Origin of the sequence: Thermosipho sp. 1244 (assembly GCF_018588215.1) — a bacterium.
GTDB classification, from domain to species: Bacteria; Thermotogota; Thermotogae; order Thermotogales; family Fervidobacteriaceae; genus Thermosipho; species Thermosipho affectus.
Map to the genome: position 1 here is coordinate 61,567 of NZ_LNGA01000034.1, position 20,888 is coordinate 82,454.

General features: G+C 30.8%; 17 protein-coding genes. 1 reads left to right on the forward strand and 16 read right to left on the reverse strand.

The window, feature by feature from the left end; genetic code table 11:
• Nucleotides 1-42 precede the first annotated feature (42 nt).
• A complete protein-coding gene (locus AS157_RS09760) occupies nucleotides 43-876 on the forward strand; it encodes a DMT family transporter (RefSeq protein WP_077288493.1) in 834 nt (277 codons plus the stop codon).
• An 11-nt stretch (nucleotides 877-887) separates the two neighbouring features.
• On the opposite strand, the gene AS157_RS09145 is transcribed toward AS157_RS09760, so the two are convergent.
• The 16 genes from AS157_RS09145 to AS157_RS09220 form a co-directional block, all read right to left on the reverse strand.
• A complete protein-coding gene (locus AS157_RS09145) occupies nucleotides 888-2,618 on the reverse strand; it encodes a penicillin-binding transpeptidase domain-containing protein (protein WP_231450236.1) in 1,731 nt (576 codons plus the stop codon).
• Entirely contained in the window at nucleotides 2,615-2,878 is a 264-nt protein-coding gene (locus AS157_RS09150; protein WP_077288494.1) for a hypothetical protein, read from the reverse strand. The genes AS157_RS09145 and AS157_RS09150 overlap by 4 nt, the downstream gene beginning before the upstream one ends.
• A 13-nt stretch (nucleotides 2,879-2,891) precedes the next feature.
• Nucleotides 2,892-3,767, reverse strand: a complete 876-nt coding sequence (gene rsmH, locus AS157_RS09155; protein ID WP_077288495.1) for a 16S rRNA (cytosine(1402)-N(4))-methyltransferase RsmH — start codon at nucleotides 3,765-3,767, stop codon at nucleotides 2,892-2,894.
• Between the two features lie 172 nt (nucleotides 3,768-3,939).
• Nucleotides 3,940-5,298 (reverse strand): 8-oxoguanine deaminase, encoded by a 1,359-nt coding sequence (locus AS157_RS09160; protein ID WP_077288496.1) that lies wholly within the window; start codon nucleotides 5,296-5,298, stop codon nucleotides 3,940-3,942.
• Between the two features lie 10 nt (nucleotides 5,299-5,308).
• A complete protein-coding gene (locus AS157_RS09165) occupies nucleotides 5,309-6,724 on the reverse strand; it encodes a PLP-dependent cysteine synthase family protein (protein WP_077288497.1) in 1,416 nt (471 codons plus the stop codon).
• Nucleotides 6,725-6,729: 5 nt separating this feature from the next.
• Nucleotides 6,730-8,988 (reverse strand): xanthine dehydrogenase family protein molybdopterin-binding subunit, encoded by a 2,259-nt coding sequence (locus tag AS157_RS09170; RefSeq protein ID WP_077288498.1) that lies wholly within the window; start codon nucleotides 8,986-8,988, stop codon nucleotides 6,730-6,732.
• 3 nt (nucleotides 8,989-8,991) lie between these two features.
• Nucleotides 8,992-10,716 carry an adenine deaminase gene (gene ade, locus AS157_RS09175; RefSeq protein ID WP_077288499.1) on the reverse strand — a complete coding sequence of 575 codons (1,725 nt, stop codon included), beginning with the start codon at nucleotides 10,714-10,716 and terminating at the stop codon, nucleotides 8,992-8,994.
• A 230-nt stretch (nucleotides 10,717-10,946) separates the two neighbouring features.
• Complete coding sequence (locus tag AS157_RS09180) at nucleotides 10,947-12,086, reverse strand: ABC transporter ATP-binding protein (protein ID WP_077288500.1); 1,140 nt, start codon at nucleotides 12,084-12,086, stop codon at nucleotides 10,947-10,949.
• Nucleotides 12,083-13,099, reverse strand: coding sequence for an ABC transporter ATP-binding protein (locus AS157_RS09185; RefSeq protein ID WP_077288501.1), 1,017 nt, complete (start codon nucleotides 13,097-13,099; stop codon nucleotides 12,083-12,085). Before AS157_RS09185 ends, AS157_RS09180 begins: the two co-directional genes overlap by 4 nt.
• 13 nt (nucleotides 13,100-13,112) lie before the next feature.
• Nucleotides 13,113-14,027, reverse strand: coding sequence for an ABC transporter permease (locus AS157_RS09520; protein WP_077288502.1), 915 nt, complete (start codon nucleotides 14,025-14,027; stop codon nucleotides 13,113-13,115).
• A gap of 14 nt (nucleotides 14,028-14,041) precedes the next feature.
• Nucleotides 14,042-15,079: an ABC transporter permease gene (locus tag AS157_RS09195; RefSeq protein WP_075665064.1), complete on the reverse strand. Its 1,038-nt coding sequence runs from the start codon at nucleotides 15,077-15,079 to the stop codon at nucleotides 14,042-14,044.
• Between the two features lie 121 nt (nucleotides 15,080-15,200).
• Nucleotides 15,201-16,853, reverse strand: a complete 1,653-nt coding sequence (uvrC, locus tag AS157_RS09200) for an excinuclease ABC subunit UvrC (RefSeq protein ID WP_077288503.1) — start codon at nucleotides 16,851-16,853, stop codon at nucleotides 15,201-15,203.
• Nucleotides 16,854-16,915: 62 nt separating this feature from the next.
• Nucleotides 16,916-17,356 (reverse strand): hypothetical protein, encoded by a 441-nt coding sequence (locus AS157_RS09205; RefSeq protein ID WP_077288504.1) that lies wholly within the window; start codon nucleotides 17,354-17,356, stop codon nucleotides 16,916-16,918.
• Entirely contained in the window at nucleotides 17,356-17,724 is a 369-nt protein-coding gene (gene gcvH, locus AS157_RS09210) for a glycine cleavage system protein GcvH (RefSeq protein ID WP_077288505.1), read from the reverse strand. Before gcvH ends, AS157_RS09205 begins: the two co-directional genes overlap by 1 nt.
• A 114-nt stretch (nucleotides 17,725-17,838) precedes the next feature.
• On the reverse strand, nucleotides 17,839-19,782 hold the full coding sequence (gene feoB / locus AS157_RS09215; protein WP_077288506.1) for a ferrous iron transport protein B: 1,944 nt from the start codon (nucleotides 19,780-19,782) through the stop codon (nucleotides 17,839-17,841).
• A gap of 1 nt (nucleotide 19,783) precedes the next feature.
• On the reverse strand, nucleotides 19,784-20,212 hold the full coding sequence (locus tag AS157_RS09220) for a FeoA family protein (RefSeq protein ID WP_075665069.1): 429 nt from the start codon (nucleotides 20,210-20,212) through the stop codon (nucleotides 19,784-19,786).
• Between the last annotated feature and the right edge of the window lie 676 nt (nucleotides 20,213-20,888).

The following is a 20,888-nucleotide window of genomic DNA, read 5'->3' on the forward strand; positions in this document are numbered from 1 at the left end:
GGAGGGGCTTTCATTTTCAAAGTAACTATTTCTGGCTTATTTATGGCTTTTATATTCGGATTGTCATTTCTTTTTACAAAAAATGCTCTTGATTATACTTTCCCGGTGAATTTCATAGCAATTCGATTTACGATCGCTAGTTTGTTTTTGTTCTTTCTTTCTATTTTTAAAATAATTTCCTTGCAAAGAAAAAATTATTTTAAATTATTAATTGTAGCTTTGTTTCAACCGATTTTATATTTTATATTCGAAACCTCCGGGTTATTATACATTCCATCCTCTGAAGCGGGGATTTTAATCGCTTCAATACCTATTTTTATAACATTTTTAACTCCTATTGTTTCGAAAGAAAAAGTACATAATATGAACTTTTTATTTGTTTTCTTAAGTTTTTTTGGAGTTCTACTAATAGTTGGTTTTAACAATTTTAAAGGAAACATTAAAGGGGATTTGTTGATACTTTGTGCTGTTTTTTCGGCAACTTTTTATAACTTTACTTCAAGAAAATTTTCAAAAGAATTTCAACCGGTTGAAATAACTTTTTTTATGATGATTATCGGTGCTATCTTTTTTAATGTATTGGCACTTACAAGAGGAGAACTTGATTATACAGTACTAACAAATATTCATGTATTGATCCCGGCTTTATATCTAGGTATTCTATCTTCTTCTGTAGCATTTTTCCTTGTCAATTATATGCTTTCTAAGGTATCACCTACGCAGTCATCAATTTTTGCTAATTTAACTACTGTTATATCTGTTTTGGCAGGTGCTTTATTTAGAAACGAACAAATAACTTTGAAACACATAATAGGAATGACGCTTATTATATTAGGTGTTTGGGGAGTAAATTATTATAAGTATAATAATTCTTAGGATCAATTAATTTATTTTAGATAAACTGTTATCTCGTTGGATAAGCTTCCAGTTTCAGGAATTTGTTTATAAACATAGATTCCTTTTCCAACAAATTTTATTTTGAAGAATTTTTCTAATACCAATATTTGCCTTAAATTCCATCCTTTCACATTGGGTACAATGCCAGGAGTTACAAAGATATAATTCTCATTTTTGGTGTAATAATCTTTTACAACTTTTATAAGTTCGGAAAAAAGTGGAGCAGCAACTTGACTTGATAGCCCATAACCTTTGGGATTTCTAACCCAAACCATTCCCGTATATAAATTATCTTTGATCGAAAATCCTCCTAAAAAAGTCATCATATATTCCTTACTTCCCGGTTTTATTTGACTGGTACCAGTTTTTCCTAATATATCAATTCCAGGTACTTTTGCTAATTTTCCCGTACCATTTTCTATAACATCTCTTAGAAATTCTTTAACTAATTTTGAAGTTTTTGAAGTTATTACTCTATATCTTTTCTGATATGAATCAAGTACGATAGTTGGCGAGATGTATATACCATCATTCAAAATACTGTTAAAAGCCGTAATTAATTGGATTGGAGTTACACCTATAGAATAACCAATAGGTAGATAAGCCCAATCTACTTTCGACCAGTTTTTAGGATTTTTTAGAATTCCTTTAATTTCTCCTGGAAGTTCTATATTTGTTAATTCTCCAAAATTAAATGTTTTAAAAATTTTATATAAAGTTTCTTTGCCAAATTCACTTACTAATTTATCAGAAGTTTTTACCGCAGCAATATTACACGATTCAGATATTGCTTTTTTCAAATTTATTAGTCCATGTGGGTGTATGTCTGTAATTTTTATACTTAGATTTTTTTCAGGATAAATATAACCATTGCATAGGAATGTTGAATCTTTTGATATAACTCCTAAATCTAAAGCTGCTGCATAAAATATTGGCTTAATTGCTGATCCTGGTTCAATATATCCCATGGTGTAATCTGGCCAGGAATTTGTAGTTACTAGTGACTTTATTCTACCAGTTTTTGTTTCCATTAAAATTATTCCTACGCTTTCAGCATTATATTTTTCTTTGGCTTTAATTGCTAGCTCGTAAATATTTTTTTGTAAAAGAGAATCTATTGTCAATTTTAAATTATTTCCATTTTTAGGAGGTATATATTGGGTTATAGTTCCATCTTTATTAAACTGACCAGAAAATTTGAATATAATTTTTCCATTTTTCTTTCCTTTTAGATAAGAATTATATACTTTTTCAATTCCGCTGATTCCATTAGAAGAATTTACCTTTCCAATTATCATGTCCATGCCATAGTTTAAAAGCGAAATTCTCTTGGAACTGATTGATATATTAACAAACTTTCTCAAGTTGCTTGGAATTTTTCTTTTAATCTCATCGATGTCATATGCTTCACCAATTTTATTAAATTCTTTTTTAAAATCTATTTTTACACCAAATCGACTTTCCAAAAGCTTTAAATCAAAATCCAATGAAGGATTATAAAATCTTTTAAAAAAACGGGTGTCAAAGTATGCTACATAATATGGAATGCTCGTTGAAAGGAGGTTTTCATTACAATCAAAAATCTTCCCTCTTAATGAAGGAATACTTAATTCTAAAACTTCTTCACTATTAGTATTGTTAATTTTAAATAAGCTAAGCATCTCTATGAAAATTATTACAGTTAGAACTATGTATATAAAAATTACTCTAGAGTTTTTCATTTCAAGGTTTCAGATCCAACCATTAATGCTTCTATGTTTTTGTTTATGTTGATTATTTTCCTATTCAATTCTAAAGTTTCCCTTTTAAATGCCTCTTTCTGAATTTGAATTTCCAAATTCAATCTTGAATAATGGAGAGAAATGGCAAAAGACAGAATTACCAAAATAATAGGAATTGTAACAAAAAAAACAAATTTAAAAAATTTAGATAATTTAATACTGACTTCTTTGCTTCGCTTCGCTTGTACACTAACAGCCATAATGTTCCCCCCCTTAAATACGCTCCGCTACTCTCAATTTTGCACTCCTTGCTCTAGGATTACTTTTTATTTCATCTTCACTAGGCTTGATTGGTCCTGCTATTTGCTTAAGAAATTTCGAGTTTTTAATAAAGTGCTTAACTATTCTATCCTCCAGTGAATGAAATGATATTATAGCCAATCTCCCTCCAATCTCTAAAAGTTGCTCAGCATTCTTTAACAATTGTTCTATATTTTTTAATTCTTTATTTACTTCTATTCTTATTGCTTGGAAAGTTTTTGTTGCAAAATGTCTCCTTCTTTTTCTAACTTCAGCTGGTGGTAAAGCCTTTCGGATTGCTTCAACTAATTCTCTAGTTGTGTTTATCGGTCTGTTATTTACAATTGATTTTGCAATACGCCTCGAGAATCTTTCTTCGCCATATCTAAAAATAATATCTGCAAGTTTTCTCTCTGAGTATGAATTAACAATATCGTGGGCGCTTGTGGTTTGTTCTAAATCCATTCTCATATCTAAAGGTTCATCTCTATTAAAAGTGAATCCCCTATCTTCAGCCTTTAACTGATATGTTGAGATACCTAAATCTGCAAGAATACCTGAAACTCTTTCAATTCCCATAGTTTTCAATATCAATGGAAGGTCAACATAGGAAGCTTTTATGAGGGTGACATTAGCAAACTCTTCAAGTCTTTGCCTTGCAAGTTTCAAAACTTCAAAATCAACATCAAAACCAATAATACGAGAATTTGGACACTTATTGGCAATTAAAGCAGTATGTCCACCTTCCCCAACTGTGCAATCCACGTATATTCCATTATCGTTCCATATAAGGTAACTTATAACTTCTTGTGGCAAAACCGGAATATGCCTATCATTGTATTTTCTCATACTATCTCTCCGCTCCGCTATACTCACACATTGTAAAGAATAACATATGTATTTTTAATTTCAAAATTAAAAAAAAAAAGACTAAGTGCATTTAAGCACTTAGCCATGGTAATTTAGATAATTTTAAAATATAAAAACAATAGTATACATAATTATTACGATAATATTTCATTTAACCTTTTAATGATTTTTCAAGGATCTTTTTAGAAATAATGTTATGTTTTTCAATATATTTACTTATTTCAAAATTCACAAACTCGCTATTAAATATCTTAATCTCCCCATTAATAACGGATAAATCGACTTGTTTTGCATCGCAGAGTAATATTGCATTAATAGGATTATGAAGTGCTCCTGCAAATTCAACTTTATCAAGTTTAAAACCAATAAAATCTGCTGCTTTGTCTTTTGCTAATGTACCAAGATAATCATCTACGTGTAAAACTTTTGCACCACCCAAAGTACCCATTTTCAAAATTTCTTCAATCGTTACAGCTTTAGCACCATACTTTACTCTTTGTAATAAAAGTGCATTTCTCAATTCTAACAACATGTTATTTGTGTCGTTGCTAGCACTTCCGTCAACTGCTATACCTATTTTTAATTTTTTCTTCATTTCTGTAACTGGGGCTATTCCAGACCCCAACCGCATATTTGATGATGGACAATGGGCCATACCCACATTATTACTGGACAATTTTTCTACATCTTTTTCGTTTAAATAAACTAAATGTGCAAACCACACTTTATCATTCAACCATCCCAATTCTTCCATATAATCTACTGGTCGCTTACCAAATTTCTCGATACAATACATTTCTTCATCATAGGTTTCGGCAAGATGCGTGTGGAGAAGCACGTTATATTTTTCTGATAACTTTAAAGTTTCAATCATAAGAGTTTTAGTAACTGAAAATGGTGAACATGGAGCCAAAGCTATTCTTAACATTGAGTACTTTGATGCGTCGTGGTATTGTTTGATAACTCTTTCAGATTCGATTAATATTTCGTCATCTTTTTGTACCACAGTATCAGGTGGTAACCCTCCATCTTTTTTGCTCAAAGACATACTACCTCTAGTTGGATAAAATCTAATTCCAATATTTTTGGCAGCTTCAATTTCAGCATCAAACAATTTATTGTTCCCAAATGGATACAAATAAAGATGATCGGTAGTCGTTGTAACACCCGTTTTAATCATTTCATAAGTTGCAATTATTGTACTTATATATATTGCTTCTTCGTCTATAAACTTCCAAATCTCATATAAATAAACAAGCCAATCAAACAGTTTACTATTTTCAGCAAGTCCCCTTGTTAAGGTTTGGAACATGTGATGATGTGTATTTATAAATCCTGGAATAACCATATATCCATTTAAATCATAGACTTCGTCAGCTTCAATTCCCTCGTGATTTTTACCAATATCTATGATCCTGTTATTTTCTACCAAAATGTATCCATTCTTTAAGTTTCCTATTTTTTTATCAAATGTGTATATATAAGAAATGTTCTTAAACAATTTTTTCATGTGATTCACCTCAATCTTCAAAATAAATCTTTTCTAACTCATTTTTGTGTTTTTCTCTATACTCAACAATTAATTCATCGATTTCTTCCACTTTTTCTTGTTCCTTTTTCCAATAGTTATAATCTCTTTGAGCATTTAATTCCTCAACAGTTTTCCCCTGTTGTTCTACCCAAGTATAATATTTTAAATTATGCCATCTTTCTTTGTTATACATAGTGCCCTCAAAAATCCAAGAAGGTTCCTGATATGAAATTATTCTTTCGTATCTATTTTTTGCTTCATTTAAAGTTAACTTTCCAAATTTTTCTTCTAAATCGTTCATAACGGACCTATATCTTTCAATTGAATCGGTAGCAACTATAAAGATATTATCATCAGCACCGAATTTATAGTGTTTTGCAACTTTTATTGCTCCAATCAGATTTGCAACACCAGAAATTCCAAATTTATCCGAAATAAATTCAATTAAATCTTTATTTACAAAACTTTTCAAAAATTCTTTTCCAACTGGATCACTAAAAACATGTAGCATTTTTTTCGAGTCTATGTCATCAACTAGTACTACGGCATCATTATTTAAAACGTTATGTATCCAAGTTACGTGCTTATCGCCGATACCTTGAATGTCATGTCCTCCGTATCCATTAAGTGAGATCGTAGGACATTGTAAAGGTTCTACTGCTACAACTTTTGCATTTGGAAATTCTTGTTTTACTCTATCTCCAGAAGCAATTGTTCCTGCAGAACCGACGCCAAGAACAACAGCAGAAATTTTTCCATTACCTATATTTCTCTTTTTTACAAGATCAATCATTGAATTTCCTGTTACATAGTAGTGAAATCTATAGTTTCCAAATTCCTCAAATTGATTTAAAATCCTTATTTTTTCAGGATCTTTGTTATATAACTCCTTTGCTTTATCATAAATTTCTTTGACATTTGATTCACATCCAGGAGTAGCAATAACCTCAGCACCATAAGCTCTGATAATTTCAAATCTTTCCTTACTCATAAGTTCTGGCAATAATACAATTGATTTATAATTCATCCGTGATGATACCCAAGCACCGCCTATACCGTAATTTCCAGTAGAAGGCCATACTAAAGTATGTTTAAATGGATCTACTTCTCCACTTACAGTTTTCTCTGCTAAAATTGAATATGTTGCACCAACTTTATGACTTCCAGATGGAAATTCCTTTGCATAAAGCACTATAATATTTGGCTTTACACCAGTTAATTCACTTGGAAGAATAAAATAGTAGTATTCATTATCTTCGTTTTTCCACGAGATATTAAATAAGTTAATAGGATGCAATGGATCTTTCTTTTTCATCTCAAGTGCCCTTTTTCTAATCTTTGAATCAACTCTTTCTGGATTAAGCATTTCAGAAAATGTAGGACCAATCACAGGAACTTTTTTCATAACTATCACTCCTTTTTTATAATTTCTTCAATAGATACGGGAATTTTATTTAACTGCTTCCCTATAGCAGCTGATATAGCATTTAAAATAGAAGGTGGTGCGCTCATTAGTGATGGTTCACCCAATCCTTTTGCGCCAAATGGACCTTCTGAAAAACTATCCTCTACGAAATCAACGTGAAACTCAATAGGTATATCTTTAATTGTGGGAATTAAATAGTTGTTAAAATTTTTAGTTGTGATTTTCCCATCTTTGTACTTTAAATCTTCAAAAAGAACATACCCCATTCCTTGAATAACTCCACCATGTACCTGTCCAATTGCTCCATCCAAATTTATAACTTTTCCTATATCATGGCATACCCAAACCTTTTTTAATTCTATTTTGCCAGTTAAAATATCGACTTCTACTAATGATAATTGTGTAGCATACGAATAAGTAATATATGCTTCACCAATGCCATCTTCATGGTTAAAATCAAGCTTTGGTGTTTTGTACCATCCCGTTTCAGATAACTTTACGTTATTATTATTACAGAGCATAGCAATCTCATTAAAAGAAAATTTTTTATTATTCACGTAAACAAAGCTATCTTTAAATTTTATTTCATCTTTTTTTACGTTGAAGTATTTTTCCAAGAAGTTTAACATGTTGTTCTTAATTTTTTCGGTAGCAATTTTTACAGCATTACCACTGAAAAAAGTAGTTCTTGATGCAACTGTTGGCCCACTATCCTGAATAAATAATGTTTGAGGCTGTAATACCCTAATTTTTGATAAGTCTTGACCCAAAATTTCTGAAACAATTATTGAAATTGTTGTTTTTGCACCTTGTCCCATTTCAGTATTGCCTATCATAATGGTAACTGTTCCATCAGATTGAACATTAACCATTGCTGTAGCTCCATCTAAAAATTGTCCACCGGCCCCTAAGCTCACCCCATAGAATATGTGAGCCCAGCCTAGACCTTGTTTTTTTAACAAATTGCTTTCGTTGAATTTTTTAACCCTTTCCTTTAATTGTTTGTAATTTGAAGCTTCATATACCTTTTTTAAAGTTTCTTTGGCTCCCACAGATTCAGTAAGTAAATGTCCTGTGGCAGTTTGTTTATTCTTTTCAAGTGCATTTTTCATTCTGATATCGAATGGATCAATATTAAGTTTTTTAGCAGCTAGGTCCATCATTGATTCCATTGCCATCAAAACTTGTGGAGAACCAAATCCTCGGAAAGCACCGCATGGAACTTTATTTGTGTAAACTCCATAGACATCGACTTTTACGTTATCAACACTGTATGGTCCACATGCATGAACCATTGTTCTGTACATAACTATTGGAGATAATGTGGAATATGCCCCCATATCAAGGTAAATTTTTGCTTTAACACCAAGAATTTTCCCATCTTTATTAAATGCCACCTCATAAAATGATTTGCTAGGGTGCCTTTTACTAGTTTCTTTAATATCCATCTCACGTGTGTAAATTAACTTAACAGGTCTTTTAGTCAAAAAAGATAACAGAGCAGCCTTTGAGGCAATATAAGATGGCACATCTTCTTTTCCACCAAAACCTCCACCTGTTTCAGTTTGGATAACGTTAATATCCTTTAGATCTATTCCTAATATTTTTGATACATCTTTTTGTACATAAAATGGACATTGTGCAGATACATATAGTTCTAATTTATCAGAATAATTTGCGACAACACCTTGTGTTTCAAGATAAGCATGTTCTTGATATCCCGTTTCGAAGATTTCTTTGATTATTAAGTCTGCATTTTTAAACGCATTTTCAATATTTCCTCTTTTGATTTTTCTTGTAAATGCCACATTATTCTCATGCACCAAAACTTCATTTTTTATTGCATCGTCTATAGTAAAAACACCTGGTAGCTCTTTTATTTTAAATTTCACTAATTCTTTTGCTTTTTTCGCAATTTCTGGAGTTTCTGCCGCAATTATAGCAAGAACATCTCTTTCAAATCTTACTTTTTCACCTTCAGGAACTAAAAAAAACATATCATCAATTACATGACCAAATTTATTTGTGCCAGGTACATCTTTATAAGTGGCAATCTTAACAACACCAGGTAATTTTTCTGCTTCACTTATATCTATATGTTCAAGTACTCCATGTGGAACGTCTGCGTAAACAACCGCTGCATAAAGCATGTTCGGAAAGTAATAATCAGAAGCATATTTAGAAATACCGTAAGCTTTTTCTTTTGCATCAATTCTTATTACTTTTTTTCCAATTATATTCATAAATTACACCTCCACAAATAGATCCACAATTTTTTGCTTTTCAACGTCAATTAATCCTTTGTCAGTTATCTTTAATTTTGGAATTACAGCTAATTGTAAGAAATGAATATTCATTAAAACATCTTTTCTTGGCCCCAGAGATTCGATTGCAGTTTTTATTTGTTTTAAATTGTTAATTACATATGTATAATCTCTATCCGACATAAGACCGGCGATAGGTAATGATAATTCGGAAATTACTTTACCGCCTTTTACAACAACTATTCCCCCATTAATTTCTTGAATTCGTCTTATTGCTTTATTCATATCATTATCATTTTCACCAACAACTGCTAAATTATGTGAATCATGACCAATTGTAGTTGCAATAGCTCCTTTCTTTATTCCCGTACCTTTAACAAAACCTATTGTATATCCCGAGGCTTTGTGCCTATCAAAGACAACCATTTTTACAATATCATTTTCAACATCTGAAATTATCTCATTTTTAGATACCTTAGGCGAAATAATTATTTCCTCAGTAAAAAGAGAATAGTTTTTAATAGAAATTACCCTAATCTTTTTGTTTTTATTTTTAATTTTTAAATTATAGTCTTTTCTTATGTTTATAATTCCTAAAGTTTCTGGTACATCCTTAAAAATACTTTCAATTGTTAAATTTAGTTTATCGTTCTTCACCACAAATCTTGAATCTTTTATTACAAATTTAATGTTAAAACTTTCTAAATCATCAACCAAGACTATATCAGCTTTATACCCAGGTGAAATAGCGCCCATACTTCTTAGATTAAAATATTTTGCGGTATTAATTGTCGCCATTCTTATTGCTATAACTGGTGGAATACCGTTATCAATCGATTCTTTGACAATCTGATTAATATGTCCTCTTTTATTAATATCCTCTGGATCCCTATCATCTGTACAAAATGAAAAAAAGAAGTGATTCATCAAATCAACGGCGGGTAAAAGAGATTTTAAATTTCTTGCTGCGGTACCTTCTCTAATAAAAATATGCATTCCTTTTGAAAGTTTTTCTAACGATTCATTGACAGTTTCGCATTCGTGATCGGATCTAACAAATGCATCAATATAAGCGTTAAGATTTTTTCCAGATAATCCAGGAGCATGACCATCAATTCTTTTGTATTTATGACGCAAAATTTCAATTTTAGTAATTAATTCTCTATTACAATTAATTACCCCCGGATAGTTCATAACTTCACCTAATGCAATAATTCGAAATGGATACTTTTCAATTAAACTAACCATATCTTCCGGTCCAAGTGTTGCCCCTGAAGTCTCCAAAGAAGTTGCAGGGACAGCTGAAGGAATTGCAAAATATACATTTAATGGAATTCCTTCAGTAGCCTTAATCATATAATTAATCCCCTCAACTCCTAAAACATTTGCAATTTCATGTGGATCAGCAATTACAGTTGTTGTCCCATTTAGTAAAACCATTTTTGCAAACTCAATTGGTGAAAGCATAGAACTTTCAATATGTACATGAGCATCAATCAAGCCTGGAATTGCATATAATCCATTTGCATCAAAGATTTTTTTTGCATCTGTATATTCAAATCCAATACCTGCTATTCTTTTTTTGTATAATGCAATATTTGTATTTTCAATTTTTCCAGTATACACATTAACTAAATTTACATTTTTTATTAATAAGTCAGGAACTTTTTTTCCAAGTGCTACTGGAACCATTTCACAAATTTTCATTTTATCCCCCCTTTTTTTGCATTATATACGAAAAGTTAGATAAAAAGAAAATTATGATATTTAAAGTTTTTTTATCATAATCGTTTTAAACTTTACTTAATTGTTTTTTTTCTTTTTTTTGGATGATATAAAATATTGTTGAACAAACATATAATATCTAACAAATGTATACTTGAATAACAAAAAAAAGCTGGCCAAAATGGCCAGCTTTCGTTATAGATAAATCTTTATTATAATGAACCTGGGAAATGACATGCCACAAAATGCCCAGGACTAATTTCTCTTAATTCAGGTTCTTCTTTGGAACATATATCTTTTGCAACGGGACATCTTGGATGAAATCTACAACCCTTTGGTGGGTTTACTGGACTTGGAACATCTCCTTTCAGTATAATTCTATTCTTTTTATATTCAGGATCGGGTACAGGTATTGCACTCATAAGGGCTTTTGTGTAAGGATGCATTGGACTGTCAAATAATTCTTTTTTAGGAGCGTTCTCAACTATTTTACCAAGATACATAACAACTACTCTATCAGAAATATACTTTACAACCGAAAGGTCATGTGAAATAAAAATGTATGTAAGGTTATGTTTTTTCTGCAAATCTATCATTAAATTAATTACCTGTGATCTAATTGAAACATCCAAAGCGGCTACTGCTTCGTCGGCTACTATTAACTTTGGATTCATTAACAAGGCTCTTGCTATTCCAATTCTTTGCCTTTGCCCACCCGAAAATTGGTGTGGAAACCTGTACATATGCTCACCATGAATTCCCACTTCTTCTAGTGCATCTCTAACTTTCTCTATGACTTCTGACTTTTTAATTACTCCATGTAATACAGGGCCTTCTGATACAATTGTCTTTACTCTAATCCTTGGATTTAAAGAACTATACGGATCTTGAAATACTATTTGCATAGTTCTTCTAAATTCTGACCTTTTCTCGGAAAGATTTGAAAGAAGTTTATTATAAAATCCGTTCTCTCCTAATTCTTTATAAAGTTCATAATACTTTTTATCTATACCATTCAATTCTCGTGAGTCAATATTTTTAAATTTATCCACATAAGTTGTTTTTAGATATTTTTTTGCGCGAAATCTTGGCATAAAATAATACGTTGTATCTTCACCATCAACAATTATTCTTCCAGAAGTTGGCTCGTATAATCGCAATAACGTCATCCCTGCAGTAGTCTTTCCACATCCAGACTCACCAACTAATCCTACTGTCTCACCTTCATAGACATCAAAAGTTATATCATCGACTGCTTTAACCCATGCAACAACTCTTTTGAAAACTCCTGCTCTAATTGGAAAGTATTTTACAAGATTTTCTATTCTAAGTAATACCTTTTTTTCGCTCATGCACTTTCACCAGCCTTTTTTAGTTTCTGAGCTTCTTCAATTTTATGATAATAAAAACATCTTGAATAATGATCTTCCCCAACCTTTTGTAATGGAGGAATTTCTTTTTTACATCTTTCATCTGAAAATTCACATCTTGTATTAAACCTACATCCCGGTGGGAAATGTAACGGATCAGGTACAATACCCGGAATATTGTACAATCTATCCTGATCAATATCCAATCTTGGTATAGAATTTAACAATCCCCATGTGTACGGATGTCTCATTTTCTTAAAAACTTCTTTTACATCAGCTGTTTCCATAACCATACCGCCATACATAACCACAACTCTATCCGCATTTTCTGCTATTACCCCTACATCATGTGTGATAAATATAATTGCCATACCATATTCTTTTTGTAGTTGTTTCATTAAATCTAGAATTTGAGCCTGTATAGTTACATCTAAAGCAGTAGTAGGCTCATCTGCGATTAACAATTTCGGTCTACACGACAGAGCCATTGCAATCATTGCACGTTGCCTCATACCACCCGAAAGTTCATGTGGATATTCATCAATCCTTTTTTCTGGTTCAGGAATTCCAACTTTCCTAAGCATGTCAATTGCCATTTCTCTTGCTTCTTTTTTGTTAACATCTTGATGAAGTAAAATTGCTTCCATAATTTGTTCACCAATCGTGAAAACCGGATTTAAAGCCACCATTGGTTCCTGAAAAATCATCGCAATATCATTTCCTCTTATTTTTCTCATTTCATCATCAGAAAGTTCCAAAAGATTTTTACCTTCAAAAATAATTTCACTACCTTCTAAAATCTCCCCGTTTGGATCAAGTAATCTTAATATTGAAAGAGATGTAACACTTTTTCCACTACCCGATTCACCAACAATTCCAAGCGTTTCACCAGGATACACCTCAAAATCCACACCATCAACAGCCTTTACAATCCCATCTTCTGTATGAAAATATGTTTTAAGATTTTTTACTTGCAATAATGGTTTCTTTTCCAACTTTACCACTCCTTTATTTCAATTTCGGATCAAATACATCTCTAAGGGCATCACCCACTAAATTCCACGCAAGCACAAACAATACCATTGCCATACCTGGATAAAAAATAGTATACCAATACGCAAAAGCCTGTCCACTAGAACCCAAAATATAATTTCTTGTATAATTTAACATCGAACCCCAATCAGCATAACCAATAGGTGCACCTAATCCTAAAAATGACAAGGCAGCAGCAGTAATAACAAGTGATCCAAGTCTCATTGTTGCCTGAACTAACACAGGAAAAATTGTATTTGGTAGTACATGTCTTAAAATAATAACATAATCTTTTATACCAAGTGCTTTAGCAGCAAGTACAAATTGTTCCTCTTTAACCTGTAAAATGTTAGCTCTAATAAGCCTTGCAACAGCCATCCAACCAAAAACAGTCATAGCTATCATCACCTTATCAAGTCCACTCCCCAAAATGGTGGTTAATACCATGGCAGCAAGTAGAAACGGAATTGAAAGAAAAACATCAGTAATTCTCATTAAAACTTCATCAATCCATCCACCAAAATACCCTGCAATTGAACCTATTATTAAACCTATTATTGTAGACAAAACAACCACGGTTAAACCAATTTTAAATGCTGTTCTAGTTCCCCAAACAACACCGTAATAAATATCTCTTCCCGCAATCATTCCAAATGGATGATCCTTACTTGGTGGTACTGGATCAGAGCTCCATGAAAGAATTGGCATAATATATGGGTCCTCTAATTTAGAAGGATTTCCATTTTCATCTGGAAACATTGGATTCACAGGTGGTGCAAGAAATGGTGCAAAGATTGCCACAAATGTAAAAAAAAGTAATAATGAGAAGCCTAATACTGCAGATGGATTTCTAAATAATTTTCTTAAAGTTCTTTTAAATTCTGTATTCACTCAAAAACACCTCCTTAACCGAGTCTAATCCTTGGATCAAGAATAGCATATAGTATATCAATTATAAGATTACCAATAACAAGCAACGTAGAATAAAAGAGTGTACTCCCCAATATTGCTGCATAATCAAGTTGCGTCGCAGCCTGTGCAGTAAATCTCCCCATACCAATTCTATTGAATATAACCTCAACAATAACTGTACCGGCTAACAAACCAATAACCATAGCACCTGCAACTGTTACCACAGGAATCATTGCATTTTTCTTAGCATGTTTATGAATAACATCCTTTTCTGGAACACCTTTGGCTCTTGCAGTCCTAACATACTCTTTTCCCAATACTTCCAACATGCTTGACCTTGTTATTCTTAAAAGATATGCCCACCACAACCATGAAATTGTCAAAATGGGACCTATTAAATGTCTAAGCGCATCCCAGAAAATGTCTAATCTACCATTTAAAAGAGCATCAATTGTCAATATTTTGGTAAATCTATGAAATTCTCCTGATTTAACCACTTGTTCTGCCCAACCACTTAAAGTACCAGGTGGAAACCATCCTAATACTGAATAAAATATCATTAACACAATTAATCCAAACACAAAATCTGGTAATGACCACCCTATTATTGCAAAAATCCTAATAAAATGATCTATAAATTTATCTCTGTTAACAGCAGCAGTAACTCCTAACCAAATACCTACAACCACTACTGGTATAAATGCGTAAATAGCAAGTTCAATAGTATAAGGTATTCTGTCTTTAATGGCTTTTGCAACTGGTTCCTTTGCTGTAACCGACCAACCAAGATCTCCTTTTAAAACACCACTGATCCATTTAAAATACCTCGTCCACATTGGATCATTCAATCCATACTGTTCAATCAATTTGTCCAGTTCTTCATTTGACAACTTATCGAACATATTAGGATTTACATATGCTGACAACATTTTTTCTGGACCTAAAATTTCGGTAAAACTAAAAATAACCAATGTTACACCAAAAATAATCAATGGTAACAACAAAAGCCTCCGAATAATATACGCCGTCAACTGTAACACCTCCTATATGCATTTAATGTTATTCTCACTTTAATTATATCAGTAGTAAAAAATGTTTCAAGTCTGAATAAATCTTAATATTAATGCAAAACTTTTAATTTTGTTTATATAATCACAATTCTTCCTTAATCCGCATTGCTAATTTTTTACCAACAATTTTTTCTAATTCATATAATGGTGCATTTTTAATATTTTCCAACGTTTTAAACTTCATGAGCAATTGCTTTTTTCTTTTTAAACCTATGCCAGATATATCATCTAATTTACTTACTTTATAACTTTTTAATTTTAAATTTCCACTAAATGTATTAGCAACTCTGTGGGTTTCATCCCTTATAAAAATTAATGTCCTTAACACATCATTTGTATGCTCAAGCTTTATAACTCTACCTTTTACCACAATTAGTTCTTCTTCCTTTGCAATACCTACAACATCCACATCTAAACTCATTTTTTCTAGTTCTTGAATTGCAGCATTAACTTGCCCTTTTCCTCCATCAATAAAAAGTAAATCTGGTAATTTATGCTTTGAATATCTTTTTCTAATAAACATTCTAATACTCTCATAATCATCTAATATATTTCCAAGTTTATACCTTCTATACTCTTCTTTTTTTGGATAGCCGTTTTCAAATACCACTAATGATGCCACAGTATATTTTCCATTTCTATGGGAAATATCAGTACCCTCAATTCTTAAAGGAATTTTCTTCAAATTTAGAATCTCTTTCATTTTTAAGAGCACTCTTTTATTAAATTTAATTGTTTTAACATGTTCATTTAAATTTTCTAAGGCAATTTCGTAAATATATATATCCTTTTCATCTTTTGGTAAAGTTATAGGAACTGTAAAATCTAGTTTTATCTTTTGGTTAAAAACTATTTTTTCAGGAAGGTCACTTTTTAAACCATAATAAAATTGAAAAAGAAATTCCTCAAAGGTTAATGCTGACTCATAGAATAGTTTTGATACCAAAATTCCACTTCTTACCTTTAAAATTGTAAACATATTATCCCTGAATGCTATATAATCTACATTTCTATTATCATTTAAAATTACTCCTTGTGATTTCATAAGATTGTCAAATGAAAATAATAAATCTCTATATTTTGCCGCATTTTCAAAATCAAGCATTTTAGAATGATATAACATCTTATTTTCAACAAAATTTCTAACATAATCATAATTACCATTTAACACATTCTCCAACTTTTCTATAATCTTAATATAAAGATTTTTGTTTTCTTTTTCTTTTAAACATGGAGCAATACAAGTTTTTAGATAATAATTTAAACACGGTTTTTTTATTTTTTCTAAGCTTTTCTTACAATTTCTAAAATTTAATACTTTTTGTAAAACTTCCAAAAAAAGTCTCACAAAGCCTATGTTGGTGTATGGTCCAAAATACTTTCCGCCTTTTTTTCTATTCCTAGTAATTTCAACATACGGAAATTCATCATCAGAAATTCTTATATATACATGCGATTCACTTTCTTTCAACATTACATTATATTTAGGCTTATATTTGTAAATCAAAGTAGCTTCTAATAATAATGATTCCTTTTCATTTTTTACAATTATAGTTTCTAATTTGTCGGATTCTTCAATAATCAACTTACTTTTTTCTTCTTTAAATAAAAAATGCGAACTTAACCTTTTTTTTAAATTTTTTGATTTTCCAATGTAGACATATTCATTGGATTTTTTGAAAATATAGACTCCAGGTTTTTCAGGGATATCTTCAATAACACTTTTTTCTAACATAAAATCACTCCCAATACAAAAATAGTGGGGATTCCCCCACTATTTATCTGAAAAATCATTTTCTATTCTAAATTTCTGTTCTTAATACCAAAAATTAAAGTTACAACATATGACCATCCAATTGAAAATGAGGAAATATAAACAGCATTCTTAACCCACAACGCATCAATAACCAAAAATGCTATTAGTATTATCGAAAATAAAATTCCTTTTCTCATCGCAGAACGAATATTCAAACTTGCCAAATCTTTCATTTCAAACATTGAATAAATAGCTATTACTAAATATACAACAGGTGATATAGACAAACCCAACTTTGTAAAGAATTCCACAAACCCACCTGTTAGAAAAAACAACAATGAAATTACAAAAAATAACCATGCCATAACCGTGGAAATACCAAAAACTGATTTACCTTGCTGAATAATTCCAAGAGTTAATAATATTCCAAGCAAGATATTAACAATACACATTAAAACAGAGTAAGCAGTAACTCCCAACATTAACTTTCACCCTCATTTTCCAAAAATTCTTTATATTCTTCTTCACTCATCAATTCATCAAATTCTTCTTTGTTCGAAAATTCAATTTTAATAATCCATCCCTTTCCTTCAGCATCTTCATTTATTAACTCTGGTTGAGAATCCAACTCTTCATTAACTTCGACAATTTTCCCACTTACTGGTACATAAATATCCGATGCTGCTTTAACACTTTCAATTGAAAGTAAAATATCCCCTTTTTTTAGTTCGGCTCCAACTTCTGGAAGATCAACATAGACTATATCACCAAGCTTTTCTTGAGCATGCTCAGTGATTCCAACATATCCATTTTCATCAACCCATTCATGAGTTTTTGTATATCTTTTCATATAATCCCCTCCCTATTATATATTTAACCAATACAATTCTAACACATAAAATAAGTTATTCAAGGTTCAAAAAAGTAATATTTGGACAAAAAAAACGTAAAAAATAAAATCAAGCTAAAAAATAAAGGCTTTTCCAACAAATATAACAATATATGAAAATAAATATGCTAAACTAAAACTATAAACTACTGAAAAAACAATCCATTTCCAACTACCAGTTTCTGATTTAATTGTAGCAAGTGTTGCAAAACATGGAATATACAACAAAACAAATACAAGAAATGCATATGCACTTAAAGGTGATAAAGATTGAGAAAGTAACATTTTTGCACTTGAGATATCTCCTTGGGCAAATCCATACAACATTGAAATTGTAGAAACAATAACTTCTTTTGCAACCCCACCAAAAAACAAAGCTGTACTTATTTTCCAATCAAACCCCAAGGGTTTCAATATTATTTCTAAACCTTTACCAATATAAGATGCAAAACTTGTTTCTATATTTCCATGATCTGGAAAATACGTTAATCCCCATACTGCGATACTTGTAACTAGTATTATAGTCCCAGCTTTTTTCAAAAAATGACTTCCTTTGTTCCAAGTATAAATGAAAATATTTCTAAAAGTAGGTACTCTATACCTTGGTAATTCCATAACTAATGGTACATTTTCTCCTTTGAAGAAGATTTTGTTGATAAAGTAAGCTGAAAAAGCGGTTAAAAGTATACTGATAAGATAAATGCTAAAAAGAACTTCAGATTTATACCCTTTGAAAAAAATTCCAATTATCATTATATACACTGGAAGCCTTGCACTACAACTTATAAAAGGTGATGATAATATGGTGCCAATTCTTTCTTTTTCATCTGGTAAACCTCTTGCTGTCATTATTGAAGGAACATTACATCCAAATCCCAATATTAAGGACATAAATGCTCTACCAGATAATTTTAACTTATACATTAGCCTATCTAAAACAAAAGCAGCCCTAGGTAAATATCCAGATTCCTCCAAAATCCCTAAAGCTAAAAATAAACCAAAAATATTTGGAACAAAAACTAAAATTCCACCAACCCCACCAATTACTCCATCTGTAATCAACGAAATAAATGCGTTGTTACCAAATGATTTTACATATTCGGACAAATTTAAAAAAGCTACATCTAATAAATCAGATACAGGTTGCATAACTTCAAATGTAAATTTAAACACAAGATAGAAAACAAATATTAATATTGGTATTCCAAAAATCTTGTGAGTCAAAATATGGTCAATTCTGTCATTAATATTTTTCACATAACTTAAATTATTCCCTGAATATGCCTCTTTTATGATATACACCACATGTTCATATCTTGTTTTTGAAATTTCAGATGAAAAATCTTCATCACGTTCAATATTTACATGGGATTTTAATTTTTCATAAAAAAATTCATCTTTTTCCAAAAATTTTAACGCTGCATATCGTTTATTTGTAAATACGTTGTCCGGAATCTGTTTTATTACTTTGTTTATATAATTTTCAATTCTACTTCCATAATCAAATAACACTTTTTTTGAGTGTTTGCCATTTGCCACCTCGATTATCTTATCTTTTAATTCATCAATTCCTTCGCCAGTTTTTGCAGAAGTAAAAACCACAGGCACCCCAAAGTGTTTTTCAAGTTCAAATTTATCTATTTTAACTCCTCTATTTCTTATCTCATCAATCGAATTCATTACCAAAATAACACTATTTGTTATTTCCAACAATTCGATTAAAAGATAAAAACTTTGTTCAGGATTTAGTGAATCTGCAATTAAAAGAGATACATTAGGTGGGGTAAAAAATAAATAATCTCTTGTTACTTTTTCATCAATCGTCTTTGACGTCAAAGAATAGGTCCCAGGTAAATCAATAAAATGAAGGGTATTTCCTTTCCATTCCATTGCACCTTCAATTTTAGTTACAGTGACCCCAGGCCAATTAGCCACATATTGCCTTGCTCCAACAAGCCTATTAAATATACTAGTTTTTCCAACATTTGGATTTCCAACCAATGCTGCGGAGATTACCATCTTAGCCCCTCCTCAAAATTATTTTTCTTTTCATTCCACTCCCAATAACAACTTTTTTTTCATGAATATATAACTCACCATTTGAAATTTTCAATTTTACTCCAACACTTACCCCTAATTTTTCTACTTTTACCCTAAACATTCTTCCACCACATAATTTTTCGACTATATATTCTCCATCAGAAGCAAATATTAATGGTATAGAATCATTCAATAATTCCACTTCAACTAAGTTTGCTTCGCTATTTCTCAAAGAAATTGTCTTATTAAAAACTCTATACATCCTTGGATCTCCCATCGGTGAAGTACGTACAACTTCAACTACACTCCCCGGTACAATCCCCAACCCTAAAATTCTGTTTCTAATATTTGAATCCATAATTGATAAAATTTTCACTTTTGTGCATTCTGGTACTTGATCCAAAGTCATAAACACACCTCCAATTATTGAAAATAATTCTCAATAAGATTGTATCAAATGTTATGTTTATTGTCAATTAAATTGAGAACATATTCATCAAAAAAAGTAAAAAGAGATAAAATAAAAAATGGAAAACAAACAAAAAACAAAGCAAAGAAGAAAACAGGAATGAGACGAAGTTATAAATTCAACAAAGAATTTTACAAATTTATTTTGCAATATTCTAAAAAGAAAGGTAAACTGCGAAAATACACAGAACCCATGATTTGTTTTCTCTTTTTTTACAAGTTCTTTTGAAAGCATTATTACAAAATATAAAGAATAAAGTACCTTCTCACACGTCTCTTTAGTATAGCTTCAAAGTATTAAATACTCAAACACGTTTTATCTTTCATATAAAAAAAGACAACAATTAAGGAAAGCAAAAAATCACGTAAAAATAGAAATACTTGCTGGAATAATCAAAGATAAAACAATAGTATCAAACATAAATGCTTCTTTAGCATATACAGATGAAGGTAAACTCTTAAAATCAATGCTTGAATAATTTTGTGAAAAGTGTAAATATTTTGCGGCAGATAGATATTATCTGCTTTGTTTTATATCTTCTTATTTTTTGAACAGGTTCATTAAATTAACATTTCAAACGAAAACGAAATTAAATTAAACATAATCTAAACAAATG